22 protein-coding genes and 1 riboswitch are annotated in these 25721 nt (G+C 74.5%); of the genes, 15 read left to right on the forward strand and 7 right to left on the reverse strand.

Translation table 11 applies throughout. The features are described from left to right. Positions 1-38 precede the first annotated feature (38 nt). From IE277_RS28750 to IE277_RS28760, 3 genes are read right to left on the reverse strand one after another with little or no spacing between them, the layout of a single operon-like run. Entirely contained in the window at positions 39-2210 is a 2172-nt protein-coding gene (locus tag IE277_RS28750) for a hypothetical protein (RefSeq protein ID WP_189956622.1), read from the reverse strand. Beyond that, a complete protein-coding gene (locus IE277_RS28755) occupies positions 2207-3283 on the reverse strand; it encodes a hypothetical protein (protein WP_189956623.1) in 1077 nt (358 codons plus the stop codon). Before IE277_RS28755 ends, IE277_RS28750 begins: the two co-directional genes overlap by 4 nt. Positions 3284-3296: 13 nt before the next feature. After that, positions 3297-4343, reverse strand: a complete 1047-nt coding sequence (locus tag IE277_RS28760) for a protein kinase domain-containing protein (protein WP_189956624.1) — start codon at positions 4341-4343, stop codon at positions 3297-3299. Between the two features lie 134 nt (positions 4344-4477). Here IE277_RS28760 and IE277_RS28765 point away from each other — a divergent pair, with 134 nt between their 5' ends. The 13 genes from IE277_RS28765 to IE277_RS28825 all read left to right on the forward strand — a co-directional run bounded on the left by IE277_RS28765 (position 4478) and on the right by IE277_RS28825 (position 20391). Then, positions 4478-5332 carry a CHAT domain-containing protein gene (locus tag IE277_RS28765; protein WP_189956625.1) on the forward strand — a complete coding sequence of 285 codons (855 nt, stop codon included), beginning with the start codon at positions 4478-4480 and terminating at the stop codon, positions 5330-5332. After that, a complete protein-coding gene (locus IE277_RS28770) occupies positions 5329-5967 on the forward strand; it encodes a hypothetical protein (RefSeq protein WP_189956626.1) in 639 nt (212 codons plus the stop codon). Before IE277_RS28765 ends, IE277_RS28770 begins: the two co-directional genes overlap by 4 nt. 1 nt (position 5968) lies before the next feature. Next, a complete protein-coding gene (locus tag IE277_RS28775; protein WP_189956627.1) occupies positions 5969-6982 on the forward strand; it encodes a HesA/MoeB/ThiF family protein in 1014 nt (337 codons plus the stop codon). Beyond that, positions 6979-8478 (forward strand): effector-associated domain EAD1-containing protein, encoded by a 1500-nt coding sequence (locus IE277_RS48915; protein ID WP_189956628.1) that lies wholly within the window; start codon positions 6979-6981, stop codon positions 8476-8478. Before IE277_RS28775 ends, IE277_RS48915 begins: the two co-directional genes overlap by 4 nt. Continuing rightward, entirely contained in the window at positions 8471-9562 is a 1092-nt protein-coding gene (locus IE277_RS28785; protein WP_189956629.1) for a JAB N-terminal domain-containing protein, read from the forward strand. Before IE277_RS48915 ends, IE277_RS28785 begins: the two co-directional genes overlap by 8 nt. Continuing rightward, complete coding sequence (locus IE277_RS28790) at positions 9510-10382, forward strand: hypothetical protein (protein WP_189956630.1); 873 nt, start codon at positions 9510-9512, stop codon at positions 10380-10382. The genes IE277_RS28785 and IE277_RS28790 overlap by 53 nt, the downstream gene beginning before the upstream one ends. Continuing rightward, positions 10379-12289 (forward strand): ATP-binding protein, encoded by a 1911-nt coding sequence (locus IE277_RS48920; protein ID WP_189956631.1) that lies wholly within the window; start codon positions 10379-10381, stop codon positions 12287-12289. Before IE277_RS28790 ends, IE277_RS48920 begins: the two co-directional genes overlap by 4 nt. Before the next feature lie 45 nt (positions 12290-12334). Further along, positions 12335-13552, forward strand: coding sequence for an AAA family ATPase (locus IE277_RS28800; RefSeq protein WP_189956632.1), 1218 nt, complete (start codon positions 12335-12337; stop codon positions 13550-13552). 30 nt (positions 13553-13582) lie between these two features. After that, on the forward strand, positions 13583-14377 hold the full coding sequence (locus IE277_RS28805; RefSeq protein ID WP_189956633.1) for a hypothetical protein: 795 nt from the start codon (positions 13583-13585) through the stop codon (positions 14375-14377). A 3-nt stretch (positions 14378-14380) separates the two neighbouring features. After that, entirely contained in the window at positions 14381-14650 is a 270-nt protein-coding gene (locus IE277_RS28810) for a hypothetical protein (protein ID WP_189956634.1), read from the forward strand. Next, positions 14647-15327: a soluble NSF attachment family protein gene (locus IE277_RS28815; protein WP_189956635.1), complete on the forward strand. Its 681-nt coding sequence runs from the start codon at positions 14647-14649 to the stop codon at positions 15325-15327. Before IE277_RS28810 ends, IE277_RS28815 begins: the two co-directional genes overlap by 4 nt. 253 nt (positions 15328-15580) lie before the next feature. After that, the gene (locus IE277_RS28820) at positions 15581-17230 is read left to right on the forward strand and encodes a DUF8588 domain-containing protein (protein ID WP_189956636.1); all 1650 of its coding nucleotides are present in this window, start codon (positions 15581-15583) and stop codon (positions 17228-17230) included. Further along, positions 17227-20391: a WD40 repeat domain-containing protein gene (locus IE277_RS28825; protein WP_189956637.1), complete on the forward strand. Its 3165-nt coding sequence runs from the start codon at positions 17227-17229 to the stop codon at positions 20389-20391. Before IE277_RS28820 ends, IE277_RS28825 begins: the two co-directional genes overlap by 4 nt. Before the next feature lie 291 nt (positions 20392-20682). On the opposite strand, the gene IE277_RS28830 is transcribed toward IE277_RS28825, so the two are convergent. The 4 genes from IE277_RS28830 to IE277_RS28845 form a co-directional block, all read right to left on the reverse strand. Beyond that, positions 20683-20892, reverse strand: coding sequence for a radical SAM-modified peptide, FtsH ternary system-associated (locus IE277_RS28830; RefSeq protein WP_189956638.1), 210 nt, complete (start codon positions 20890-20892; stop codon positions 20683-20685). A 4-nt stretch (positions 20893-20896) separates the two neighbouring features. Then, on the reverse strand, positions 20897-21904 hold the full coding sequence (locus IE277_RS28835) for a radical SAM protein (protein ID WP_189956639.1): 1008 nt from the start codon (positions 21902-21904) through the stop codon (positions 20897-20899). Positions 21905-21968: 64 nt separating this feature from the next. Beyond that, entirely contained in the window at positions 21969-23222 is a 1254-nt protein-coding gene (locus IE277_RS28840; RefSeq protein WP_189956640.1) for a hypothetical protein, read from the reverse strand. 131 nt (positions 23223-23353) lie between these two features. After that, complete coding sequence (locus IE277_RS28845) at positions 23354-24235, reverse strand: hypothetical protein (RefSeq protein ID WP_189956641.1); 882 nt, start codon at positions 24233-24235, stop codon at positions 23354-23356. 185 nt (positions 24236-24420) lie between these two features. Between IE277_RS28845 and IE277_RS28850 the strand changes: the two genes are divergently transcribed. Both IE277_RS28850 and IE277_RS28855 read left to right on the forward strand, forming a co-directional pair. After that, positions 24421-25071 carry a methyltransferase family protein gene (locus IE277_RS28850; protein ID WP_189956642.1) on the forward strand — a complete coding sequence of 217 codons (651 nt, stop codon included), beginning with the start codon at positions 24421-24423 and terminating at the stop codon, positions 25069-25071. A 30-nt stretch (positions 25072-25101) separates the two neighbouring features. Then, positions 25102-25223, forward strand: a riboswitch (cobalamin riboswitch). Between the two features lie 91 nt (positions 25224-25314). After that, positions 25315-25695, forward strand: a complete 381-nt coding sequence (locus IE277_RS28855) for a hypothetical protein (protein WP_189956664.1) — start codon at positions 25315-25317, stop codon at positions 25693-25695. Positions 25696-25721: the final 26 nt, after the last annotated feature.

Raw genomic sequence — 25721 nt, forward strand, 5'->3', positions numbered from 1 at the left:
GGGGAACGGGGCGTGGAGAGCGGCGAATGGGGGACGGGTCAGGGCATGGAGGTCAGCAGGACGTAGCCGACCGCGCAGAGCAGGACGAGGACGAGCGCGGTCACGAAGAACACGCTCACACCGTCGAGTTGGCCGAGGCCCGCGAATCTGCCGACGTGGTCGTCCGACGGAGGCGGCGGGCCGTCACTGGTGGCGGGGCCGGGCGAACCCCAGCCCGGCCGGCGGGCCGGGGCGGAGGTGTCCCGCCGCGAGGGGTCCGGGACGACACCGCCGCCGGTCTCGCGCGCGGCCGTGGGGTGCGCCCACTCGGTGTGTGCCCACTCTGTGTGCGCCGGTGCGCGGGTGCCCGCGAGCGAGGGGCGCGGCGGGCTCGGATACGGCTGGGACGAGCCCTCCATCGACGAGGCGGCGGCCGGGTACGGGGCGGCCGGCCAGGGATACGTGGTGGGTCTGCCGGGCACCGGGCCGCCCGGATACCGTCCATGGCCGGTTCCCGGGCCGGGGCCGAGATAGCCGTGGTCGTGGAGGAACTGCTCCGACAGCTCATGGCGGACCGGCTGTTCGGCCGCGCCGTCCGCGGCCAGTTCCAGCGCGGCGGCGTACAGCCCGAGCGGCGCCCGGACGCCGGCGTGCCGGACCAGGGCCTCGGCCGCCGCGCGGTCCAGCCGGGGGCCGTGCGCGGCGAGCAGCAGCAGACGGAAGCAGTCGACCTCCTTCGCCCGGTCGTCACCGGCGATCCGGTCCACCTGGTCGAGCAGCAGACCGCGCTCGTACCACCGGCGTGCCGCGGCCGGGCTCTGGCCGGCGTCGCCGAGATGGCGCAGCACCAGGTGCATGGCCCGCGGGTAGTGGCCGGCATGGCGCTCGACGAGGTCCAGCAGCTCGTCCGCCGGGCTGGCGGCGAGGAGATCGGTGTGGTCCAGGGCATCGGCGGGCATGCGCAGCGCCAGGGCCACGATCAGCAGCCGCCGGTGCCCGGGCCGGCTCAGATCCAGGCCGCCCTCCGGCACCTGGCGGCCGAAGACCCTGGCCACCACCGCCGGCTCCGGCTCCGCGTCCCGTGTCGCCTCCACCACCGCGTCGCCCGCCTGCCCGGCCAGGCAGGCCTGTACGGCCTCGGCCAGCAGCAGGTCCCGTAGCTCGCGATGGCGCACGGCCCGCTGCTCCGTGCTGCGCCAGCGGCGCAGCGCCGCGATGAGCCACGGCTCGGGCTGGCGCCGCAACTCGCCGACGAGGTCCATCCGTTCGGACATCAGGACATCGCGTTCGGCGGCCCGCCGCAGCAGGTCGTCGTCGAGGAAGATGTCCAGCCGCACCCGGGGATCGGCGATCCGGCCGTCGACGACCGGCACCGACCGCCGCCAGAGTGTCACGTCGTCCGCGTCCCGCAGCGGATGCCGCGGCCGGATCCGCTCCAGCGCCGCGTGCCCGGTCTCCCGGTACAGCTCGACCAGCTGGGCGGCGAACCGGGCGGTGTCCGAGTCGGCGGGCGGCTCGGTCACATCGACGCGCCGGCGCTGGTTGATGTACATCGACTGGGGCGGGCGGGCGGTGAGGAACACCACCCGCGGCTGATGGCTGCCCTTGTCGGTGGACTCGCGGCTCGCGAAGGTCCACGGCCGGCCGGCGACGGGCCCGGCGATGTCGAGCAGGGCCGCCATCGTCGGCAGGGCGAGCTGCGGCCGGGTGATGACGCTGAAATCCTCGGCGGGCTCGGCGAGCACCTGGGCGAGGAGCGCGGTGAGCTGCTCGTCGGGGACCTCGGCCACCCGCTCGCGCAGCGCGGCCAGTCCGGGCCGCGCCGCCTGTCCGAGGTCGTCGAGGTCGAGCGGGGCGAGGCCGGCCCCGGTGCCGTCCGGTTCGCGGTCCCGCCAGCCCGGCCAGTCGTGCAGTCCGAGGGCGAGCCGGGCGTCGATCGTCAGCGGATCGCCGACCAGGACATGGGTCAGGGTGGCACCGCCGCGCCCGTGGGGGTTGCGGGAGGGCAGCTTGCGCAGCACGGCCGCCTCGTCGTCGAAGACCAGGTGGACGAGGCTGGCCGTCTCCTCGGGCTGCTCGCCCTGGCCGTCCTGGGTGGCCCAGACGTACTGGAGCCGCTTGGCCCAGCGGTCGATGGTGCGCACCCCGGAGTGGGCGACCGGGCGGACCCCGGCGTTGCCTTCGTGGTCCCGTTCGGCCCAGCCGAAGAGGATCTGGTCGACCGTCGTCATCGGACAGCTCCCTGGCCGAGGTCGGTGGGGCCGAGGACCCCGCACATGGCGAAGAGGGCGAGCATGGGTTTCAGGGTCCGGCGGGGCGCGAAACTCCCGTGCGGGGAGCGCTGGACGCCGTCCGTCTCGACCGCCTTGTGCCCGGTCGCGGTGGCGAAGTGCAGCGTGGAGCGGGCGCAGCGCACGAACGGGGCGAGCCAGCCGCGGGCGCCGCGCGAGCTGAGGAAGGCATAGGCGTCCTCGCTCTCCTCCTCCACGGTGGCGAGCTGCAGTTCCTCGTCGGGGGCGGCGTTCTGGAACCAGCGGTCGACGAGCGGCTCGTGGTGGCGCAGCAGATCGCACTTGCCGACCACGACGGCGGCCGGCAGCGGCAGGAACTGGGAGCCGTCGACCCCGCGCAGCTGCCCGATCTTGTCCAGTACGACACTGAAGGACGGGTCGCCGAAGACGCCGCCCGTGGCCGTGGTCAGGCCGCGGATCCGGGTCGGGTCGACCACGAAGACCAGCGCGCTGACCGCACCGAGGAACGGCACCTCGGCATCGTGGTCGGCGAGCCACTCGCCGGAGACGTCGAAGAAGGCGACGGCGAAGCTGCGTCCCGTGTTGCTGTTGTGGATCCACAGGGCGTCGGTGAACTCCGGTGGCTGGGCCGGGGTGCCGGCCAGTCCCTGGCCCTGGTCCAGGAAGGGGCGGACGACGTCCCTCAGATAGCGCTGGTGCAGTTTGAGGTCGAGCCCGCCGACGACCAGGCCGAGGCGGGCCATCCGGTCGACGTCGGAGAGCATGCCGAGCATGGCGGCGAGCAGATGGCTCTTGCCGGCCGCGGACTCGCCGACCACGCCGATGACCAGCGGCTCGCCGAAGTCGCCGTAGCGGCCGGGCAGGACGTGCGGCTCGCCGCCGCCGGCGCACAGCCGATAGGCGTCGAGCCGGCGGTAGTTCCAACGGACCTCGTCCTCGCCGTCGCGCCGGACGAGCTGTTCGGGCCGGCCGTCGGCGTTGAGCGTCACGGTCTCGGCCCGCTCCCAGTCGACCGTGTCGAGGCAGATGGGGCACCTCACCTGTGCTGCCATGTCACTGCTCCTCTCAGGCCAGCGCCAGGACGACGACCAGCACACCGAGGAGCGCGACGGCCAGGACGACGGACACGACGGCGGCTTGCCGCCGGCGCGCGGGGGCGGTCACGGCACGCCAGTCGGGGTAGCCGGTCACGGGGTCGTACTGCGGCCTGGCCGGCCGTTCGTTGAAGGTGCGCTGGCGGGCCCGCAGATCGCGGAAGTGCTGCCGGGCCTGCTGCTCCAGCTCGGCGACGCGGGGCGCCCGGTGCGGTACCGGGCCCTGTCCGCCGCCGCGGCCCGCCTGGGTGTCGCGGCGCAGCTGGAGGGTGTACCCGGTGACGCGGTGGCGGGCCTCGTCGGTGAAGACCCCGTCCAGCAGGGTGCGCAGACTGGTGTCGAGCCAGCGCACCCGGTCGCGCATCTCGGCGGCCGAGGTGGCCTCCTCACCGGTGGCGAGCCGGAAGAGGACGGCGCCCGCCGCGTACACATCGTCGCGGCAGTCGGCCCGGCCCTGGCCCGCGGCCTGTTCCGGGGACCGCCACGGGTCGGTGCCGGCCGGTCCGCCGCGTGGCTCGCCCTCGTCCACGGCCAGCCCGAAGTCGGCCAGCTGGACGGTGCTGCCGTCCCACCACAGGTGCTCGGGCCGGATGTCGCGGTGCACCAGCCGTAAGTCGCCCAGGTGCCGCAGCACCGCGAGGACGCCGTCCGTGACGGCCCACAACTCGCCCGGCGGCAGCGGCAGCCGGTCGGCCGACGCGGACAGCGGACCGCCGTGCCGGGTGGCCACCAGGAAGGGGGCCCGGCCGTCCGGCCGGTAGCCGATGACACGGCTCAGCTCGGGCGGATAGCGGGTGACGCCGAGCCGGCGCACCAGCACATCGGCGGTTCTGATGGTCCGCTCCAGCTCCCGGCGCGCCGCGTCGGTGTGGGCGATGCGCTGCACGACCTGCTCGCCGCCGCCGTGCACCAGCAGACCGCGGCGCTCCCGGAATCCGTCCCGGGCGTTCTCCGACTGGTGATCGAAATCGATCTCGAAGATCGACTTCCCGGCTTCGCGGCCACCACAGGTGATCATTTCCAGACGCTCGATCAAACCCGCCCCCGATAAGTGTGCTGCGGAATCCGAAACTACACCCACAACGCGTCACTGCGCGTACCCTTCTCACCAACGGCCTATGACGCAACGGTGGTTGGCTCGGGGGACGACAGATGGCCAGTCCGACATGGAAACAACTGCGCGATGCAGGCGCATTCGAAACACTGGGCGAATTATTTCCGGATGTACTGAGCAGCCACGCTTTTCTCGAAGACCTCGGAATCAGCCCCGCGGTACTGCCGCCGTTCGCCCCGCCGCTGCCCGCCGCCTCCTGGTGGCGCACGGTCTGCCGGACCGTGGAGCAGGGTCGGTTCGGGGGCGTCGCGCTGGGCGACCTCGTCGACGCGGCGGCCGCCCGGTACCCCGGACACCGGGCCCTCGCGGCGCTGGCCGGCCGGGGCGCGCCCACGGCACTGCGGGTGCTGTGCCTGATGTCCGCGCCGCTCGACGAGGCCAGGCTGCGCCTCGGCGCCGAGCAGCGTGTCATACAGGAGGCCGCGGACCGCTCCGCCGGCCGGCTCACGGTGGCGGTCCGGCCGGCGGCCCGCGTGGCCGACGTACTGACCGGGCTCCAGGCCGTCCGGCCGCACATCGTGCACTTCGCCGGGCACGGCACCGACGACGGACGGCTGGTCCTGGAGGACGACACGGGCACCTCGCAGCCGGTCCCGGTGCGGGCCCTGGCCGCCGCCCTCGCGCTGCACGCGCCGCTCGCCTGCGTCGTCCTCAACTCCTGCTGGTCGGCCGCGTATGCGCAGAGCCTGCTCGACTGCGCCGACACGGTCGTCGGCACCCACGGCGAACTCGACGACGACGCCGCGCTCACGTTCGCCGCGGCCTTCTACGACTCCCTGGCCCACTCCGCCGCCGTCGACCGTGCCTGCGCGGCCGGCCGCGCGGCCCTCGGCCTGCACGGCCACGGACCCGACGCGGTGCACCAGATCTCCCGAGGGAGCCGCGCGGCATGACGACCCCCGACCCCCACCCCGCGACGTCCGCCCCGGCCGACGTCACCAGCGCCTTCGGCCGTGGGCTCCAGCGCGGCGACAACCCTCAGGTGGCCGGCGCCGACGGACCCGCCTCCACGACCCTGGACTCACGCTGGCTCGGCACCTGGCGGCGGCCCGGCTCCGCACGCCGCGCCCCCTGCCGGGTGTGCGGCCACACCTTCCGGCTGGACGACACCGTGTATCTGCGCCATGCGGAGGACGGCCGGCTGACCGACGTCACCCACCATCTGCGCAATCTGCCCTGCAGCGGCGAGGCCCCGCCGGCCGGCCCGTCCGACCCGCGGGCCCAGGCGGGCTTCTTCCGCGGCGTCGACACCACCGACCCCCGGCCGGACACCCTGCACACCGTACGGCTGATGCCCGACGACCCGGTGCTCGGGCATCCCACCCAGCGCAACGCATGCTTCGTGTGCACACACACCTTCCGGCTGTTCGAGACGGTCGTCGTCTGCCCCTGCTCGCCCGAGGCGCCCGGCTGCCGCAAGGCCGTCCACCAGGACCCGGCGCGCGGACTGGGCTGTTTCGAGCAGTGGCGCAGCGAACTGACCGTCCAGCAGTGCCCGATGAACTTCCGTACCCTCAGGCGGAGTTGACATGGGACGCTTCGACCGGCACACGCTCATCGCCGGCTGGGACCAGCAGCGGCTCGCCGAGGCCACCGTGGTGATCTGCGGGGTCGGCGCGCTCGGCAGCCACTGCGCGCAGGCGCTCGCCCTGGCCGGCGTCGGCCGGCTGCTGCTGTGCGACCCCGACGACATCTCGGAGTCGAACCTGAGCCGCGCCCCGCTGTTCCGCGCCGACGACATCGGCCGGCCCAAGGCGGCCGTCGCGGCCCACCGCCTCGCCGAACTCTCCCCGGTGACCCGGGCCGAGGCCCGTGGCGCACCCCTGGTCAGCGGGGTGGGCCTCGCGGAACTGCGGGACGCCTCCCTGGTCGTCAGCTGCCTGGACAGCCTCGCCGCCCGGCTCCAGCTCGCCGGCCGCTGCCAGCTCGTGGGCGCCGCACTGCTGGACGGCGGCACCAGCGCCTGGGGCGGCGAGATACGGCTGTACGAGCCGGCCGGGCCCTGCTTCGGCTGCGGGCTGAGCCCCCGCGACCGCGCCGCCCAGGACGACCCATGGGCCTGCGCCGACGCCGTCGTACCCGAGGCGGGGGCGTCGGCGCCCGTCTCCGCGCTGATCGGCTCCTGGCTGGCCGTCACCGCGGTCCGCCTGCTGTGCGGCGCCGCCGTCGGCCCCGGAGTGATCCGCGTGGACACCGCCGGTGCCACGGCCACCCCGGTCGCCGTGCGCCGTGACCCCGACTGCCCGCTGCACACCCGAATACCCGCCGAGCTGGTGGCCGCCGTCCCGGACACGGCGCTGTCCACCCCGGCCGACCTGACCGACCGTCTCGCCCCCGAGGAGACCGTGATGACCTGGGCGGCCCTGCCCGGTTCCGCGCCCCCGCGCGCGTCCACCCGGCTCGCCGACGCACCCCCGCGCGCCCGGCTCGCCGATCTCGGCGTCGCGCCGCGCGAGATCCTGCCGGTCCTCGCGACCGGCCGCACCCGCGCGATCCGCTATCTGGAACTGGCCGAGGCAGGCGGGAAAGGAACGCCCCGATGAGCTATGAAGCGGGCAAGCTGCCCCCCGAGATCAAACGCGTCCTGGTCGACACGCTCGCCGAGCTGTACCGCACCCAGAACCAGGCCGAGGAACTGCTGGAGGACATGGACTTCCCGCCGCAGACCCGGCCCCGCTGGGACGCGGCCCAGGACATCGTCGCCTACTGGCGGCAGGTGGTGCGCGCCCTCGAACTGGGCGCCGTACAGCGCGGCGGCGTACGGCAGTTGCTGGACACGATGCTGCGCCGCTGGCCCGGCAACCAGGAGCTGCACAAGATCCGGGACTTCCTCGGTGAGGAACGGCAGCAGCAGGGCGCGGCCGGCGGGAACGCCGACACGCTGTACCGGACCGTGGAGTTCGTGGGCAGCGAGGAGTTCCCGGAGCTGCTCCGGCTGGTGCGCGAGCTGGTCGACGCCGACGCCGTCCAGCTGTACGCCGGCCACCGGCAGGCGGCCTACCGGGTCGCCGAGATGCCCCCGGACCGGGTGGAGGAAGTGCGCGAGCGGGCCGCGCGGATCGCGCCCGGCGTCGAGGTCCTCTACGGCGAGTACGACTTCCGCCCCACCCTGTACACCCGCCTGGAGGTCATGGGCCCCGACGGCCAGCAGTTCGAGATCCCGTACGTACCCAACACGACCCTGCCGAGCGAACTGGTCCCCGCCGTCTGGGCGCAGTACCGCCCGGAGGTCGCCCAGGACGCCAACGGGCATCTGCTGCGCGCCGTCGTCGACTACCGCGACGAGAGCGGCGAGGCCCGCCGCCTGGACCCGGAGCAGCCGCTGTACAACCAGGGTGTGCGCGACGGCGGCCAGTTGCAGATGTCGGCCGAGTCGACGGCCGGCGTGGACAGCTGGCTGCGCCTGGAGGCACTGACCCGGGCCCGCGACGACATCGTCGACTTCGCCGAGGAGCACGAGGAGTTCACCCTCGTCGCCATGGACGACGACAGGCTCCCGCTGGAGTTCACGGCACAGCTGCACGTCCCCGGCTTCGCCCCGCCCGAGGACATGGAGTCCTGGCCGCTCGACCCGCGCCGCATCGACCAGCACGAACTGGTCATCTGGATGCCCTCCGAGTTCCCCATCCAGGCCCCGCGGGTGCTCTGGCGCTCGGATGTGTTCCATCCGAACATCGCCCGCGACGAGGACCGCAAGGGCGCGGTGTGCCTGGGCCCGCTGATGACGGACTACACCCCGGACCTCAGCCTGTACGCCCTGTGCCAGATGCTCATCGACATGGCCCGCTACCGCAACTACGAGATCCTGCCGCACGACTACAAGATGGCCATGGACTTCGACAGCCTCGTGCAGGACATCATCGAACGCGGCGGCTACCTCGACGCGAGCGCCGCCGCCTGGGCCTTCTCCTTCGAGGGCCAGGAGCGCATCAAGGAGATCGGCGGCACCACCTGGCTCGCCCGCGCGGGCCTGACCGAACGCGCCGACCGGTCCCGGTTCCTGTCGGTCGAGCGGGTGGAGGCGACCCCGGATGAGTGAGGAGAACCGCGCCGGAGCGGCCACCGTGCTGCTCTACAAGGGCACGTCCTTCGACCTGGTGGGCAAGCTGACCCTCTCCTCACTGATGGTCGAGGCACTGCGCCGGGAACTGCCCGGCGGCGAGCCCGAGGAACCGCTGATCATGCATCTGCGGTATGTGCGCAGGCCCGACCCCCGGCTGGTGGACGGCCCGCGCACCATCCACAATCTGCGCAGCCAGATCGGCCGGCTCGGGGTGATCGTCTCCCAGGCAGGGGAGACGATCATCGACCGCGAGTACCCCGTGCGCGAACTGCTCGGCCCGGTCCTGCAGCATGTGGTGCAGCAACTCGACCCCGACGAACAGGTGTGGGGCTTCTGCATCGACCATCCCTCGCTCAGCGGTCTGGCACTGGGCCGCTCGACCCCCGAGGTCGAGGGCACCATGGACCTCAACCTCCGTGAGAGCAGGCGCAGTTTCACCGTGCGCAAGGTGGCCGAGCCGCCCGTGCCCTCGGTGGACCCCGGGGACCTCGGCATCGACGCGGCCGGGCTCGGCCAGGTCACGGTCCTGCTGTCCGGCGACATCCACGGCCATCTGCACGAGATGAAGCTCTCCCGCCGGCTGGAGGAGGGCGGCTTCCTGCTCGGCCGGGTCCGGCGCGTCCTCGGCCCGGAGCGCGCGGAACGGGCGGGCGAGAACGGCGAGGCGGCGGCCGAGCGCTATCTGGTGGAGATCAACGAGGTCACCCCGGCCGAGCACTCGGGCGCCGGGGCACTGCACTTCACCTTCACCGGCGACTCCTTCCGCGAGGTCAACCAGCGCATCACCGCCTCCGGCCAGGACCGGCAGCTGATGGGCTGGTACCACACCCATCTGTTCTCCGGGAACGACTCGGGTCTGTCGAGCATCGACGTCGATCTGCACCTCGGCACCTTCCGGCAGCCCTGGCAGGTCGCCGGACTGATCAATCTCAGCGGCGACGACCGGCTCCTGCGTTTCTACGCACGCTCCGGCGACTCGGTGCGCGAATGCGAACAGTGGGTGAAAGATGACCGCGGTCGATACCGCCGTGCGCGTGCTGTTGTGGTCGACGGCCAATGACAGCGGCGCGGCCGGCCGTCCCGCACCGCCCGAGGGAGAACTGACGGATCCTCAGGAGCTGGCCGCGCCACCGCAGGACCTGGCCGCGGCCGTCGTCCGGCTGGCGGCCGAGTCCGCGGCCCGGCTGCGGTTGGACGCCCTGGCCGCCCGCGAGCGGCGGCCGGTCGGCGCCGGAGCGCTGCTGCTGGCCGCCGCGGTCGGCGGCCGCGCCCAGGCCCGGCTCGCGGCCGAGACGGTACGGGCCGTACCGGCCGCCCGCTCGTTGTGGGACGTGCTCGCCTACCACGCCGTGGTCGCGCCCGCGCTGGCGCACATCGGCGACCCGGCGCTGGCCGGCCGGCTGCGAGCCGCCTCACCGCTGACCGCCCTGCTCGACCGGCCCGACCCGGTCGGCGAGACGAACGCAGAACTCCTGCTGGAGGACGTGCTGTTGACACACCCTCAGGGACGCCGTCTGATCACCACCGTCTACTGCGAGGCCCCGGCCTCCCCGGCGCAGGCCCTGTGGCGCGGCCGGCTCCTCGACCAGCTCCGGATGAGCGAGCGGGAGCTGGTGATCGATGTGTACGAGGCCGCCCTGCTGCGCCACGCGGCGGCGCACCAGTCGCTGATACGCCGGGCCCGCGCCGGCCTGACCGTGCCGCCCGACCTGGCGGTGGCCCGCCCGGTCGCACACTGGTGGGCCGCGCTCGCCCGGCTGGAGCGCTCGCATCGCCGGCTGCTGCGGGCCCGCTCCGGCATCGGCACCGGGTATCTGCCGGGGGTACGGCTGTACAAGCAGGTGGAACGGCTGGAAGCGAGTGGGGGGAGTCCCGCATGACCACGTCCGTGCGCCGTATCTCCGTCGTCGCCCCGGACCAGGCGTCCCTGGCCGCGCTGCGCCGGCAGCCCCCGCACATCACCGTCGGCCACGCCCTGGCCTCGGGCCCGTACATGCTGCTGCTCCCGCTCCCGCCTGGCTGGGACGTACTGAGCTGGGAGACCGTCTCACCGGAGCTGCTGCTCCAGTCCGACCTGCCGCACGGCACCCCGCTCTACCCGCCTGCCTACGCGTCGGCTGCACCCCCGGCCCCCGACCTGACCAAGCGGCCCGACGCGCCGCCCGCCGACGCGCCGCCCCGCGAACGGGCCGCGCCCGAGCAGCCGGTGTACCGGCATCCGCAGCCCGCGGAACTCCACGAGGACCAGGCCACCGTCCTCGCCTACGGCCGGGACATCGCCCAGGTCGCCTCCCTGCTGCGCGCCCGGCTGTCCGTGCTGGTCGTGGCCGAGAAGCCGGTGGTGACGCATCTGTGGCGGGAGATGGCCTCCCGGGCCGGACTGCGGGCCGAGGTGCTGGAGGAACCCCCCGAGAACGAGGACGACGCCCCGCAGGAGGAGCCGCCGGACGATCCGCTCATCCCGGTGCAGCAGAACCCGCGCCAACGCCTGCTGGCCCGGCTGCGCGAGCTGGTGCGCGGACTCAACGACGACACCGTGCTCGTCGTCCAGCACCTCGATCTGCTCGCCGGCGGCGCCGACGGACAGCTCTCACCGGAGGCGCGCGAGGTGACCGAGCTGCTGCACGGGGCGCCCGAGCGGGTGATGCTCGCCTTCGCCGCGCCCTCGCTGTCCGTGCCCGAGGTGCTGGCCGAGCGCTTCAGCACCCGGGTCACGATCACCGGTGTCCCGCGCACCGTCTGGTTCCGCGACGACCAGGAGGAACAGCCGCTGGGCCGGGCCCTGGTGGCGGTGGGCGAGGCCGAACGGTTCGACCGCTACGACCCCGTCGAGTTCTACAAGCACGTCGCCGGCATGAACCCGGTCCTGCTGCGCCAGGCCATGCGCTACGCCATGAGCGTCCACAAGGACCATCCGGCACCGGTCGCCCGCGATCTGTACTCCACCATCCGGGCGTTCAAGGCCCAGATGTCGAGCAACTTCGAGGTACCGGACGTCGGCTTCGACGACATCGCCGGCTACGACGAGGTCAAGGCCCACATCCAGCGCGCCATCGACATCGTGATGGGCCACCACCGGCTGCCCCCGCAGTACGACCATCTGCGCACCAAGCTGATCCCGCGCGGCTTCATCTTCCACGGCCCGCCGGGCACCGGTAAGACCCTGTTCGCCAAGGCGATCGCCAACCGGATGAACGCCACCATCCTCGTGGTCTCCGGCCCCGAAGTCATGGGCACCTACGTCGGCGAGAGCGAGCGCAACGTCCGGGAGATCTTCTCCGAGGCCCGGCGCAACGCCCCCTCGGTCGTGGTCTTCGACGAGTTCGACTCCATCGCCTCGCGCCGCTCGGAGCACTCCGACGGCGGCACCCGGGCCGGCAACGCCGTCGTCGCCCAGATCCTCACCGAGATGGACGGCTTCCGGCCGGAGGTGCCGACCCTGGTGATCGGCACCACCAACCGGCTGAACCTCATCGACGAGGCCCTGCTGCGGCCCAGCCGCTTCGAGTCCATCGCCATCGACCTGCCCAACGACGAGGCCCGACTGAAGATGATCAACCTGCACGCGGCGAAGTTCGGCATCGACGTGGGCGGCGGCGTGGACGAGCTGGTCGCCTCGGCACTGCGCGGACGCAACGGCGACGACATCCACTCGGTCTTCCGGGACGCCTTCGTCGCCGCCCACTTCCAGGACCCGCCGGTGGCGCCCACCCCCGAGCAACTGGGCCAGATCGTCGGCCGGTTGCAGCGCAAGCGGCGCGAGCAGCGCCGCTCGGGCAGGCGCTGACGCCGTGCCGGGTCACGTCACGACGGACACACGACAGGAGGCGCGGTGAGCTGGGGCCAGGACACCGTCGACACCATCAGGGACCTGGAGTACGTACGGCGACGGCTCGACGGCGAGTTCGTCGGCCGGGACCGTGCCGTGCGGCTGCTGCAGCTCGCCGTGGTCTGCCGGGAGCACGCACTGCTGCTCGGCCCGACCGGCACCGCCAAGAGCGAGCTGATCTCGGCCCTCGCCCGGCACATCGAGGCCCGCCGCTTCAGCTATCTGCTCACCCGGTTCACCGAGCCGTCGGAGATCTTCGGCGCGCTGGACTTCGAGCAGTTCCGCCAGGGCACCTACCAGGTACGCACCGAGGGCATGCTGCCGAGCGCCGAACTCGTCTTCCTGGACGAGGTGTTCCAGGGCAGCAGCGCCATCCTCAACACCCTGCTGACCCTGCTCAACGAACGCCGCTACCACAACGGCGCCCTGGCCGAGAACGCCCCGCTGATCAGCCTGCTCGGTGCCACCAACGAGATACCCGACGACCCCGGTCTGACCGCGTTCTCGGACCGGTTCCTGATCCGGCTCCAGGTCGAGCCGGTGGGCGGCACCGACCTGGAACGACTGCTGCAGGTGGGCTGGGAGCACGAGACACGCCGGTTCACGGCCGCCGTGCAGGCGGCCGAGCAGGCGGCCGTGCGGGCGCGGGGCACGGACACACCCGCCCGCACCGGCGCCGACCGCACCGCCGGCACGGTGACCGTCGACCGGCTGGGCCGGCTCACCCTGCGGCTGCGGGACGTCGACCTGGACCCGGTACTCGGTGAACACCGTGAACTGGTACGGCAGTTGCTGATCCAGGGAGTCCGGCTCTCGGACCGCCGGCTGGTGCGCAGCCTGAAGCTGGTCGCCGGGGCCGCGCTGCTGCGCGAGTCGCGCACCGCCGCGCCGGTGGACCTGTGGCCGCTGGCCCATATCTGGACCGACCCCGCCGACCGCACCACGGTGGAAGAAGCCGTACAGGCCGTGGTGGAGAAACACGGCGGGGAGCCGGGCCGGCGTCGCCGGCCCGACCACGAGATCCTGCTCGACGCCCGTGAGATCGGCGCACCACTGATCTCCGGCCGGCAGCCCAGCGAGTGGAGCGTCGTCGAGGGCCTGCACAAACTCGCCGATCTGTCACGGGAGTTGAGGGAGCATCCGCCCGTGAACACACAGACCGAAACAGAGCTGTCTCGTATCATTGCCGAAGTGAACGCCCTGCTCGACCAGTTCGAGTGAGGACGGGAACACACGAGGGGGTACCCCAGCATGTGCAATCCCCGACGGGTCCGCATCCGGGCCTCCAGCCGGCTCACCCGGATGTGGCAGGAAGAGGTCCGCCGCACCGGCCGGGCCAGCGCCGAGGTGGCCGCCGAGGCCACGCTGCGGGAGGAGTTCGGAACCCTGCTCGGCGCACCGGCCCGCCGCGCCTTCGAGGCCGCGCTCGGCGCCGACACCCGGTGGACCTGGCAGGACGACGCCTACCGGCTCGACCTGGACGGCGGCACGGTCGTCTACCACCTCGACACCGGCGAGATCGAGATGACCGCCCGGCTCAGCGACATCGTGACCGCCGAGGCCGAGGTGACCCGCACCCTCCAGGGCACGGTCGAGGTCAACGCCACCGCCGAACACACCGAGAAGTACTACGACGACAGCTGGGCGGGCCTGAGCAAGTCGGTGGCCGAGCGCAGCGCCCGCGCCCAGGCTCAGAAGCGCGCCGACCGCGACGCCGCCGAGCAGGTCGCACGCCGCGAGGAACAGGAGCGGCTGGCCGGCCGGCGCAGGCTGGCCGGACAGCGCGACGAGATCGACGCCGAGGCCCACGCGGAGGCCGAACGCCGGGCCGCCGCCGCGGCGGAGCTGCGCCGCGGCGAACTCGAACGGGACGCCGAGACGAGGCTGGCCCAGACCCGGACCGACCTGCTGCGCCCGGTGCACGAGGTGCTCGCCGTCGCCTACCGCGACGCCATCGTGGAGTACGCCCGCCGGCACGGCGTACAGGACATCCAGGTCGACGAGACGGGCGGCACGCTCAACATCCAGTTCGAGATGGAGGCCTGAGCGATGCGGGTCAGGGTCGAGTTCCGGTACAACGCCGAGACCGGCGAGGTCGAGCTGTTCCAGGTGGACGACATCGGCCGCACCACCCGGATCGAGGACCACGACGCCACCCACGACGAGATCGCCTACGCCATCGGCCAGGTGCTGGACCGCCGGCCCGGTGTGGCGGAGGTCGTACCCGAGCGGGAGCGCGAGCCGCAGGCCCCGCGGTTCACCGAGACCGAGGAGGGCACGCAGCAGCCGCACCCCGAACAGGAACGTGACCGGGCATGACCAGACCCCCCGACCTCCTGGCCCGCGCCGCCCACTGCTACGAGCAGACGGGCGACTACGCCCAGGCCGCCCGCTGCCACGACGAGGCGGGCCATCCGCTGAAGGCGGCCGAGCTGTGGGAGCAGGCCGGCGACCCGGTGCGGGCCGCCGACCACTGGGTGCGCGGCGGCCGGCCGCGTCGCGCCGCCGAATGCCTGCTGTCGGCGCGCCGGTTCGAGGCGGCGGCCGAGTGCTTCGAACGCGGCGGCGACCTGCTGGCCGCCGGCTGGACCCTGGTCACCCGCACCCGCTCCTACGCCACCGCGGAGCACCTGTTCGCCGTGGCGGAATCGCGGACGGACGGTGAGCGGCTGCGGCGCAGGCTCGGCCGGCAGCTGGCCACCGCTCGCGCCTACGGCGAGAGCGAGGCCCTGCTGCGCACCCTCACGGACGTACCGGAGCGCATCGGCTCGCTCGCCCCGGCCAGGGAGCGGGCCGAGGCCGAGACGTGGGCGGTCACCGCGGCGGACCACATCCGCCGCCCGGACCTCGCCGCGCTGGTGTTCGCCGCGTCCTACCGGGCCGGCGTCACCGGCTGCGCCGACCGCTGGCAGCACTGGGCCGCCCGCGCACTCGGCGACACCACCGGCGTGCCCGCCGGACCGGCGCCGCCCGCCCCGCCCCCGGGACCCGACTGACGCCGCCCGCCAGCCCCGCGACGCCCCGCCCGCCGGGCACCCCCGGCCGCGACGCCGGACCGCCCGCGCGGCGCCGCCCCGCAGCAGCTCCGGCGCCCGCCCGTACTGGACGCCCCGGGCCCGCCCGTACCGGACACCCCGGGACCCGTCCGCCCCGGACGCCCCGGGACCCGCCCTCCCGGCGCATGGCGGGAGACGTCCGACAGGCGGCCCTGGCCGAGCGGCACCACCAGATCCGTACATCGGGGGAACCATGAGTACTCTTTGGCCGCGCAAGAAGCGGACGCTCCCGCCCGTGTTCCCCGCACGGCCGGCAGCCCCGCCGCCACCCGCGGAACCGCGCTTCCGGGCGGTCCGGATGACCCCGCAGGACCACACCATGCCGCCCGAACCACCCGACGAACCCCCGGCCGCCGACCCGGGGGAGCGGGGCGAGCCGGCCGGCTGGTCGGCCGTGATCCGCTTCCCCTCGCCCCGCGCCGCCCTCGGCCATGCCGCGGCGACGACCGAACTGGGCCCGCCCGGCCTGCGCAGATCGCCCCGCGACCACTCCGTGTGGGCACTGCTCACCCCCGCCCACCAGCCGGGCCTGCAACTGGCGGCCGGTTACGGCGGCGTGGTCTGTCAGGCCGACACCGACGGCCTGCTGTGGCCCGACCAGCCCGCCCCACGCGTCCCGAGGGCCATCGAACACCTCTCCACCGTCACCGGATGGGAGCCGGTGTCCCTCGCCGAACTGGCCGCGCACAGCCCGGTGGCCGCCCCGCCGGCCGGCCTGAAGGAGGTCGCCGTCCTCGCACCGGGCGCGCTGGGCCGCTGGCTGCTGCGCCGCTGCCTGGCCACGGGCGTGGCGACCACCTTCACACCCGTCGAGCGGCTCGGCCCGGCCGGCCGGCCGGACGCCGGCTGGCTGCTGCTGCGGCTGCGCGCCGAGGACGGCGCCGTACCCGCCGGGCTGGTCGAGGCCTGCGGCCGGCTGCCGGGACCCGTGGCCTGCCGGGCCGCCGACCCGGACTGCCGGGTCCTCATCGACCTGCGGCTACGGCTCCCGCTGGACGACGCGGTCCTGCTGGACGAGGTCCCGCCCGGCGAGCACCTCGTCGTGGAGCGCGCGCTGTCCGGACCGCCCTGGCGATGGCGGCCGCTCGGCGAGCCCGCCGCAGGTGAACTCCTCGACGCTGGACCGGCGTTGAGTGCCGCACCGCCCGCCCGCACGCCGGTGCCCGTCCCGGCGCTCGGGCCACCGCTGCCGGTCCGCCTGGTGACCAGCGCCCGAGCCCCGCACCGGGTCGACGCCGTACTGATCGCGGACGGTGAGCTCGACGCGCTGCGCCGCTTTCTGCGCACCCGGCCGCTGCACGAGACCGCCGTCGTCGCGTTCGGACCGGGCCGCCACCTGGTGACCGAGCCGCCCGGACTGTGCCAGACGCTGCCCTTCGGCGTGCCCGTCCACCAGGCCGGACCGGGCGCCCTCTACCTGGAGAGCGGCTGCGTCCTGAACCCGCCGCTGCCGGACACCGCACGCGACGAGGTCCTCGGCCTCGGCCCGGACATCATCACCGTGCTGTGCCGCGACGGCGCCTGGCGGCTGCGCCTGGCCGACGTACGACCCGCCTGGCAGCTGTGGATGCCCGCGCCGCCCGCCTTCGCGGCCGGACTGTCCGAGCACGCCCGGGACCTGCTGGAGCGACTGTCCGACGCGATGCCCGAACCGGAGCCCGCCGCACCGGCCGCCCCGCGCACCCCGGAGGCCGAACGCCGGCGGCTGAACCAGGTCGCCATGGAGCACTCCCTGCGCGGCGAGTACCGCAAGGCCGCCGAACTGCTGGAGCAGGCGGGCCACTTCCAGCGGGCCGCCCAGATGTACGAGCGGGCCGCGGCCGAACTGGGTGAGGGCCGGTGAGCACACCGCCCGCCGGCGCCTGGAGCGCCCAGCACGTGCTCACCGTGCCCGCGGCCGGGGCCCGCTGTCTGTGCCTGTCGCCGGACGGCACCGGACTGGTCGTGGTGCACGGCGGCGCGGTGGTGCGCCACGACGACGAGGGGCGCGTGGTGTGGCGGCGGCCCTGGCCGCTTTCGGCCCTCCCGCCCGGCGGGCCGTCCCCCGCCACCGACGCGGCGGTGTGGAGCCCCGACGGCGACCGGCTGTTCCTGCTCTGCGACGGACAGCTGGCCCTGCTCGACGCCGACACCGGCGAAACCGTCGAACTGCCCGCGGACCTGCACACCGAGGGCGCGATCACGGCCCTGGCCCTCTCGCCCGACGCCCGCCGGCTGGCGGCCGGGCTCACCTCGGGCGACGTGCTGCTGCTGTACCGCGCCGAGAGCACGGTGACCCGGCTGCGCGGGGTCGACCCGGTGGTGGAGGTGTGCTGGATCCCGGGCCGGCAGGACACCCTGTGCGTGGCCACGGCCACCTCCGCCCAGCTGTGGGAGCCGCACGGCGCCACCATGACGGGCACGCTCGGCGGGCTCTTCGAGGGGCTGCGCAGGGTGGCCTGCTCACCGGACGGGCGGGCCATCGCCGTCGAGGACTACGCGGGACTACGGCTGCTGGACCCGGGCTCCGGCCGGGAACTGCGGCGGGAGTTCGTGCCGTACCGCATGGACGCGCTGACCTTCAGCCATGACGGCTCGCTGCTGATCGCCGGTTCCGAGCTGGAGGGGCTGCGCGTCCTCGGCCCGCGCCTCGACGCCCTCGGCCGGCTGCCGGCCGAGGTGACCGGGCCCGGCGCGCTGAGCCTGTCGGCGAGCGGACTGTTCGCCGCCCGGCTCGACGCGGACACCGTCGGGGTGTGGGAGCCGTCCGGCGCGGTGCCGCGCCCGCACCGGCGCCGGGACCCGGCCGCGCTGCGCCGCTGGGCCAACGCGATGGGCCTCACCGTCGGCCGGGTCCACACCCGCAGCGGGGAGCGGCCCCCCGGGGTGCTGCGCGCGGTGCGGCTGCCGGCGGCCGGACTGGCCTGTGCGGCACCGGCCCTCGCCTGGTCGCCGGACGGCACCCGGCACTGGTGCGAGTCCGGACCGGGCCGCATCCTGGAGTACGCCGCCGACGCGACCAGCCCGCTCGGTGAATCACCGGTGCCGAGTTTCCCGCACGGCTGGTACGACGCCGCCTGCCTGGCCGGGGACCGCCCGGTCCTGGTGCTGGCGGCGCACTACGAACGGGGCGTCAACCGGCTCGTCGACCCGCGCGACGGCGCCGTGCTCGCCGAGCGCGTCGCCGGGCAGGCGGTCGACGCCGATCCTGTGCGCCCCCTGCGCTGGGCGGTGCCCGAACCCGGCCCCGCCCCACGGCTGTTGCTGGTGCACGACCTGGCCGACGACGGCGGGCCGCAGCGGCTGCCCGTGGAGGACGGGGTGCGCCGGCCCGCCTGGTCCCCGGACGGCCGTCTCCTCGCGGCCGGCACCCGCGGCCGGATCATCGTCTGGAGCGCCGGCCCCACCGGCCGCTGCCGCCGGGTGCGGGTCCTGGACTGGCCCGACCCGCAGACCATGGTGTGCCGGGTGGCCTGGTCCCCGGACGGGAGCCGGCTGGCCGCCACACCGGGCAGCGCGGGCGGCCCGGTCGTGGTCTGGGACACCGGCACCTGGCAGCGACGGCACACGTTCGGCGAGGCCGGCGGCCGGGACTGGGCGCCCGCGCTGTCCTGGTGCGCCGACTCCCGGCTGCTCGCGTTCGCCTCCGCCGAGCAGGACTCGGTGGCGGAGGTCTGGGACGCAGAAGAGGCCCGCCGGATCCGGGTGCTCGCGCCGCCGGACGGGGTCGGCGGGCATCTGTGGACGCTGCGCTGGTCACCGGTGGGCGACCAGCTCGCGGCCACCTACAACTCCGGTGGCGCGATCCTGTGGGAGCTGTTCACCGGCGGCCCGCGCACCGTCGTCCCGGTCCCGGCGAGCGGCCAGGAGGAGTTGATCCGGCTCGCGGTGCTCGCGGCCGTCCACGGGTTCGGGGTGCCGCTGGACCTGCTGGCGGATGTGCTGGCGCTGCTGCACGGCACCACCCCGGCCCGGCTGCGTGCCCTCGCCGACCACCGCGGTCTGCACGCGCTGCGCGAACTGGGCTGGCCGGGGCCCGCGCTCGCGGGCCTCGCCCTGCTGCTCGTCGCGGACCTGCCGGCCGACCCGGCGTATCTGGCTCCCCCCGAGGTCGTCCCGGCCGATCTCGGCCAGGCCCTCGGCCGGGCGCTGGCCGGCTCCTCGATCCCCGCCCGCGGGTCCGCGCCCAGCCTCACCGAACTGACCGCGGCACTGGGCACGGTGGACGACCGGCTGGTGGCGCTGCTGCGTATCCTCGGCCCCGAGGCGGTGGCCGCCGATCCGACGCTGCCGGCCCGGATGCGCCGCCTGCCGCTCTCCCTCACCCCGCCGGGACCCGCCCAGCGGGCGCTGCTGGGCCTGCGGCTGCTGGACGGTGACACCGGCCTCGCGATGGGCGGCGCGGGCGGCACCGGCCGCTCCGGGCTCGCCCGGCACGGTCCCGCCGACCGGCTGCTGCCCACCCAACTCGCGCTGCCCACCGATCTGTTGCGGGCCCGGCATGCCCGGGAGGAGCTGCTGTACCGCACCAGCAGCGGCCGGCTGCCACGCGATCCGCACGGTCTGGTGCTGCTGCTGGACGACACCCCCGCCACCCACGGCAAGGTCGGTTCCGTGCTGCGGCTCGCCGCCCATCTGATGGCCGCCACCGTGCTCCGGCTGGGGCGGCCCTGCGCCCTGGTGCCGCTCGGCGAGCCCTGGCGGGCGCGGATCCTGCAGGGCCCGGAGGACCTGGTCCATGTGTGGGCCGCGGGGCCGCTGACGGCGGGTGACGCGCACACCGCCTTCCGGGAGGCCGAGGTGGTGGCCGCCCGGCTCACCGCCGACATGTCCGGGCCGCCGCGGATGGTGCTGCTGTCCCATCCGTACCTGCGGCCCGCGCCCCGGCCCGGCCTGCGCGAACTGCGGGTGCACTACCCGCACATCCCATGGCGGGAGCCGGCCCGGCACCGCCATGTGCTCTCGTCGGAGCCGTCACCGGAGGAACTGCGGGCAGCGCTGACCGCGCTGCTGTCGGACGACTGAAGCCGGCGCGCGGGCGGATGGCCTCAGCTGCCGCACGGGCGGATGACCGAAGCAGCCGCATGGGCGGATGGGAAGCCGCCGCATGGGCGGATGGCTGAAGCCGGCGTACGGGCGGTCGGCTGAAGCCGCCGCGCGGGCGGATTGCCGAAGCCGCGGCATGGGCGGATGGCTGAAGCTGTCGTACGGCCGGCTGGAGCCGCCGCGCGGGCGAATGGCCGAAGCCGCCGCATAGGCCGATGGCCGAAGCCGTCGTACGGGCGGTCGGCTGAAGCCGTCGGCCGAGCCCGGCGCTCAGCCGCAGAGCATCTGCTCGATCGCGTCCGGGCCCAGCGTCTCCAGCAGCCGCTCCAGCACCTCCGGCCGGAAGGCGTCCCCGAGCACCTGCACTCCCGCGCCGTCCACACGAATGCTGATGCGCACCAGATGCCCCTCGGGATGCCGCTCGTACTCCTCGGGCTGGATCAGGTCGGGGATGTGCTCGACCATCCGGTAGTCGGCCATGGGGTCACCATCGTCCTTCCACTGCGGCGCCGCACCTCGGGCACCTGCCGTCTTCGAGTGTGTTCTCGCCGAGGGCCCAGATCTCCCGTGTCACCACCGGTGTACGACAGCGCGGGCATCGGGTGGACCGCCCGTCGGCGCCCAGGGCCCGCTCGACGTACACATGCCGCAGTCCTTCCTCGTGCCCGATCCGCACCCCGGCCGCGAGGTCGGCCACCGGGGTGGGCGCGTGCCCGGTGCGGCGGTGGGCGGGGGTGGCCCGGACCAGATGCCAGGGGATCGCCGGATCCAGCGCGGCCAGCGCCCGCGCGACCGGCCGCAAGGTGTCCGCTCCCGCGGTGAGTCCGGGGATCAGCGGGGTCGACACCTCCACCCAGACACCGCGTTCACGCAGGCCGGCGAGGGCGTCGAGGACCGGGCCGGGCCGGGCGCCGGTGAGTTCGCGGTGATCGTGTTCGTCGAGGGTCTTCACGTCGACGTTGACGGCGGCGACATGGCGCGCCGCGAGGTCGACGGCCTCGGCGGTGAGGAAGCCGTTGCTCTTCCACACCACGTCCACGCCGTGCGGACGCCCCGACTCGGCGAGCGCGGCGGTGAGTTCGATGGCCAGCGAGGGTTCGGTGTAGGAGATCGCGACACATCCCGCCCGCCCGGCGGCCTCCCCGACGACGTCCCGCGGGTCCACCGGCGCGGCGTCCCAGCGGACGGAGTCCTCCCGGCCGTACTGGGACATCCGGTGGTTGATGCAGTAGTCGCAGGCGAAGGTGCAGCCGGGCGCGGCCAGGGTGAGACAGGGCGTGCCCGGCCGGTAGTGGTACAGCGGCTTGCGCTCGACGGTGTCCCAGTGCCGTACCGACGACGCGAAGGTCGCCGTCTCCAGCCGGTCCCCGGACCGGCGGCGCACCCCGCACAGGCCGCTCTCGCCGTCCTTCAGCGCACAGCGGAAGGGGCACAGCAGGCACTGCACCCGTCCGTGCCGCTGCCGGTGGAGGACCGCCGGCGTCCACTGCATGCCCATGTACGGTCCCCCGTCCGGTCGGTGCTCCTTGGCCAGGGTAGCTTCCGGATCGCCCAACTCACCCGGAATCGATCGGACTTGGACCGGACGAGGCATCGAGCGCGGCCAGCACGGCACGGCCGGCCGCCGCGTGCGCACGGCCGCGGTCACCGGCCGACGGGTCCGCGGACGGTACGGCCCGGGTGCCGGCGGCCCGCAGCCGCAGCACCTCGGCCATGGCCCGCTCCCCGACGGCCCGCCCGTCGTACCCGGCGGGGTCGTGCCGGAAGGCGAGCGCGGCCGCGGCCAGGACCCCGGCCGCCGAGGAGCACCGGGACGGCCCGCCCGCCAGCAGCCGCCGCGCCCCCTCGGGTACCTCGTTACGGCCGGACGGGCGGCCGGCGGCGAACAGTTCGGGGAGCGACTGCCCGTCCAGCCCGGACCAGCCGCCCTGCGCCAGGGCACGGGCCACGGCACGGGCCTCGCGGCCGTTCTCGCTGTCGTCGCTGTCGTCGCTGTCGTCGCTGTCGTCGCTGTCGTCCGGCTCGCCCGGGTGTCCGGCCAGCCTGGCGGCGGCAGCGGACAGCCGCAACCGGACCCCGGGCGGCGGGTGCGCGCCGTCGAAGTCCCGTTCGTCCACGGCGTCCATGCCGCACCCGATATCCGCGTGGTCCCCGTCATCCCCGCAATCCCCGCCATCCCCGGTGTCGAGCAACTCCGCGAGTGCGGCGGTGTAGGCGGGCCCGCACAGCACGGCCGCGCACACGTCGGCGAACGCCTCGCCCGACCAGCGCGCCCAGTGGCCTGCCCGGTCCGGCGGCAGACCGGCCGCCGCGACCCGTCGGCGGATCTCGTCGCCGAGACCGCAGTCGTCGTCGATGTGGTGCGCGGCCTCGTGCGCCACGGTCAGCAGGGCGGGCAGATGGGAGCCGAAGGACCAGGGCACGTCGATGACCGGGAACGGCAGCCGCGCGGCGGCCTCGCGGCCCTCGCGGGTGTGGATGCCGCCACGGGGCAGCAGATCGTGGTACGCGCTGCCCCGGCGGTGGGCGCGCGGCGACGCCGCCCGGCTGAAGCCGACCAGCGGCGGCTCCTTGGGGCGGGCGCCGGCGAGCCCGAGGACCGGGCCGTAGCACTCCCACGCCAGCTCGTCGGCGACGTCGAGGAAGCGGCGGTACGCACGGACGCGGCGGAGCAGGAACCGGGAGCGGTAGAAGTCCCACACATGATGCAGATCCAGGACCCGGCCGGGCACCTGTGCGCCGCGCCCGTCCGTGAGCCGGCCGTGTACGTCGGCCATGCCCGCGCCGAGCAGCGCGAGCACCGCGTCCATCTGGCTGCGGTGCTTCTCCAGCGGCCCGCCGGCGCGGCTCGCCTCCCCCCACCGGCGCAGTTCCTCCGCCAGCCCGGCGACCGCGTGCCGACGCGCGGCGGCACGCCGAGCGGACAGCGGGGCCGGGGCCGTCAGGACGCGTCCTGATCCGGCTCGGGTGCGGGCACCGGCTCGGGTACGGGCACCGTGAGGGGCTGCGGCGGGGATTCGAGGACGGCCGAGGGGTCGTCGGCGGCCTGCTCCAGCAGCAGCGGTGGCACCGGTTCGGTGTCGAGACCGCGGCCGGGCTGGACCGGCCCGTACTCCTCGCGCACCCCGCCGAGCCAGGTGTCGCGCAGCCGTACGACCCGGTAGAGCGGTGTGAGGGTCTCGCCGATCCACTGGAAACCCAGGTGCCGGCTCCCCGCGACCCGTGCCGAGCCCGCCAGGTCGAGCAGGTGCAGTGGTCCCGCGCCCACGGACGTGGAGAGGCTCAGCTCGACCGAGGCGCCCGCCTCGGCGGCCATCAGCACGGCGGCGGCGTCGGCCCGGACCACCTCGGTCACGGCGAGCAGCCCGGCGTCCCACCGCCCCTCCCAGTGGCGGCGCACGAGCATGCCGGCGAGGGCGCGGGTGTCCGGCAGCCCGCTCCCCGTCAGGCCCCGGTACACCACCAGGGCGGCCCGCTGCCGGGCGAACCGCAGCAGCACGCCGGCGTCCGCGTCGGCGAGGGCGGAGAAGAGCGGGTCGGTGGTGCCGGACGCCTTGAAGCGGAGGTCGATCCCGCCACCGGCGTCGTACACGAACGCGCCGCGGGCCTCGGGCGCCGTCTCGGCGAAGGCGATCCGCCGGTCCGCCAGCGTCCCGGCCGCGCGGACGGCTCCGCGGGACTCGTGCAGTACATCCCCCACGGTGACCTTCTGGAGCAGCGGCCAGGCCAGCCACCAGTCGCCCCACGCCTCGCGCATGGCGTCCCGGTACACGGCGAACGCATCGACCACGGCGTTCAGCTCCTCCCTGTCCCACCCCGGCACCTGCGCGCAGGCTAGCAGCGACCTTCTCGGGACACGCCCGAACTGCCCTGTTCCGCACGGGCTTTGCGGCTCTGCGTTCTCCATCCGCGGATGGAGGCGGATGGAGGCGGGTGGAGGCGGGTGGAGACCTCTCCATCGGCCCGTGGGTGCTGGTGATCCACCGGTGCGCGGAGCAGCCTGGAGGCATGGGAACTCTTCACTCGGCCCTCGTTCTGATCACCGTCGCCTGCGTGGTGGTCTTTGTCGCGGCCTGGATCGTGGGCGCTGTCTATTTCGGTGTGAAGAGCCAGAGAGGCGCGCGCGGCTGGGCGCGCGGACTGCGGCGCTCCCTGCCGCGCCGGCTGCTGCTGATCGCCGGTGTGGCTGTGTTCTCCGCCCTGGTCGGGCACTCCCAGGGTCTCTGGCGGCATCTGCGGTACTGGCAGCCCGAGACGGCGGTCCCCGGTGTCCTGCTCGCCGTCGCCTCGACCGCCCTGCTGCTGTGGGCCCGCTGGGTGCTGGGCACGATGTGGGCGAGCGTCCCGACGGTCCAGGAACACCATGAGCTCCGCACGGACGGGCCCTACCGACTGGTCCGCCACCCCATCTACACCGGACTGCTCGGCCTGATCGTCGGGGCCATGCTGGCCTGCGGTTTCGGCGTGTGGATCGCCTGTCTGGTGGTCGCCGTGCCCTGGCTGCTGCGGCGGGTCAGGGTCGAGGACGGCCTGATGGCCGCCCAGTTCGGCGCCGCCTACGACGCCTACCGCGCCGAGGTCCCGGCCCTGATCCCCCGAATACGCCCCGCCGCCCGCGCCCGAGGGCGCCGTCCCCCCGGGGCGCCGTCGATGGGATGATGATCGGCGACATAGGGCGACGGCGGTCCGAGGAAGCCGGTGTGAATCCGGCGCGGTCCCGCCACTGTGACCGGTGAGCGAGTTCCGGCAGGCCACTGCCCCCGACCGGGGCGGGAAGGCGGGGCGAGCGCTGACCCGGGAGCCAGGAGACTCACGCGGTCGCCTCCTCGACGGACACCGGGGCGGATCTCCCCGGGAGGGGAGTGGCGTGGCATGCCCGAGACGCCGGAGGAAGAAGAGGCCATGGGCGGGGCCGTCGCGCGCGGCGTTGCGGCGCCGTGCCGGGTCGTCGTGTGCCGGGACTGCTGCTGCGGCAGCGCCAAGGTGACCGGGGTCGATCACGCGGCGCAGACCGCGCGGCTGCGGGCGGAGGTGCCGGTGCGGATCTCCGAGTGCCTCGACGTGTGCGATCAGGCCAACGTCATCGTCGTACAGCCGTCCGCCGCGAGCCGGGCCGCCGGTGCGCGGCCGGTCTGGCTGGGGCTCGTCAACGACGCGGACGCCACCGAAGACATCGTCACCTGGGTGCGCGCCGGCGGCCCGGGTGTGGCGCCCCTGCCCGACATCCTCGACCTCTACGCCTTCACCCCGCCCCGGCGCGGACTCGGCGATCCCCCGCGGTAGTTCACCGGCGCACCTGAGCGTGGTGC

This window comes from Streptomyces alanosinicus (genome assembly GCF_014650595.1).
Lineage (GTDB): Bacteria > Actinomycetota > Actinomycetes > Streptomycetales > Streptomycetaceae > Streptomyces > Streptomyces alanosinicus.

Bases quoted from the DNA above. Each gene is read 5' to 3' on its own strand.
- IE277_RS28775 (WP_189956627.1), top strand. From the start codon at position 5,969: ATGGGACGCTTCGACCGGCACACGCTCATCGCCGGCTGGGACCAGCAG.
- IE277_RS28815 (WP_189956635.1), top strand. From the start codon at position 14,647: ATGACCAGACCCCCCGACCTCCTGGCCCGCGCCGCCCACTGCTACGAG.
- IE277_RS28755 (WP_189956623.1), bottom strand. From the start codon at position 3,283: ATGGCAGCACAGGTGAGGTGCCCCATCTGCCTCGACACGGTCGACTGG.
- IE277_RS28765 (WP_189956625.1), top strand. From the start codon at position 4,478: ATGGCCAGTCCGACATGGAAACAACTGCGCGATGCAGGCGCATTCGAA.
- IE277_RS28840 (WP_189956640.1), bottom strand. From the start codon at position 23,222: ATGGACGCGGTGCTCGCGCTGCTCGGCGCGGGCATGGCCGACGTACAC.
- IE277_RS28785 (WP_189956629.1), top strand. From the start codon at position 8,471: ATGAGTGAGGAGAACCGCGCCGGAGCGGCCACCGTGCTGCTCTACAAG.
- IE277_RS28830 (WP_189956638.1), bottom strand. From the start codon at position 20,892: ATGGCCGACTACCGGATGGTCGAGCACATCCCCGACCTGATCCAGCCC.
- IE277_RS48920 (WP_189956631.1), top strand. From the start codon at position 10,379: ATGACCACGTCCGTGCGCCGTATCTCCGTCGTCGCCCCGGACCAGGCG.
- IE277_RS28835 (WP_189956639.1), bottom strand. From the start codon at position 21,904: ATGCAGTGGACGCCGGCGGTCCTCCACCGGCAGCGGCACGGACGGGTG.
- IE277_RS28750 (WP_189956622.1), bottom strand. From the start codon at position 2,210: ATGACGACGGTCGACCAGATCCTCTTCGGCTGGGCCGAACGGGACCAC.
- IE277_RS28760 (WP_189956624.1), bottom strand. From the start codon at position 4,343: ATGATCACCTGTGGTGGCCGCGAAGCCGGGAAGTCGATCTTCGAGATC.
- IE277_RS28850 (WP_189956642.1), top strand. From the start codon at position 24,421: ATGGGAACTCTTCACTCGGCCCTCGTTCTGATCACCGTCGCCTGCGTG.
- IE277_RS28805 (WP_189956633.1), top strand. From the start codon at position 13,583: ATGTGCAATCCCCGACGGGTCCGCATCCGGGCCTCCAGCCGGCTCACC.
- IE277_RS28770 (WP_189956626.1), top strand. From the start codon at position 5,329: ATGACGACCCCCGACCCCCACCCCGCGACGTCCGCCCCGGCCGACGTC.
- IE277_RS28810 (WP_189956634.1), top strand. From the start codon at position 14,381: ATGCGGGTCAGGGTCGAGTTCCGGTACAACGCCGAGACCGGCGAGGTC.
- IE277_RS28790 (WP_189956630.1), top strand. From the start codon at position 9,510: ATGACCGCGGTCGATACCGCCGTGCGCGTGCTGTTGTGGTCGACGGCC.
- IE277_RS28820 (WP_189956636.1), top strand. From the start codon at position 15,581: ATGAGTACTCTTTGGCCGCGCAAGAAGCGGACGCTCCCGCCCGTGTTC.
- IE277_RS48915 (WP_189956628.1), top strand. From the start codon at position 6,979: ATGAGCTATGAAGCGGGCAAGCTGCCCCCCGAGATCAAACGCGTCCTG.
- IE277_RS28855 (WP_189956664.1), top strand. From the start codon at position 25,315: ATGGGCGGGGCCGTCGCGCGCGGCGTTGCGGCGCCGTGCCGGGTCGTC.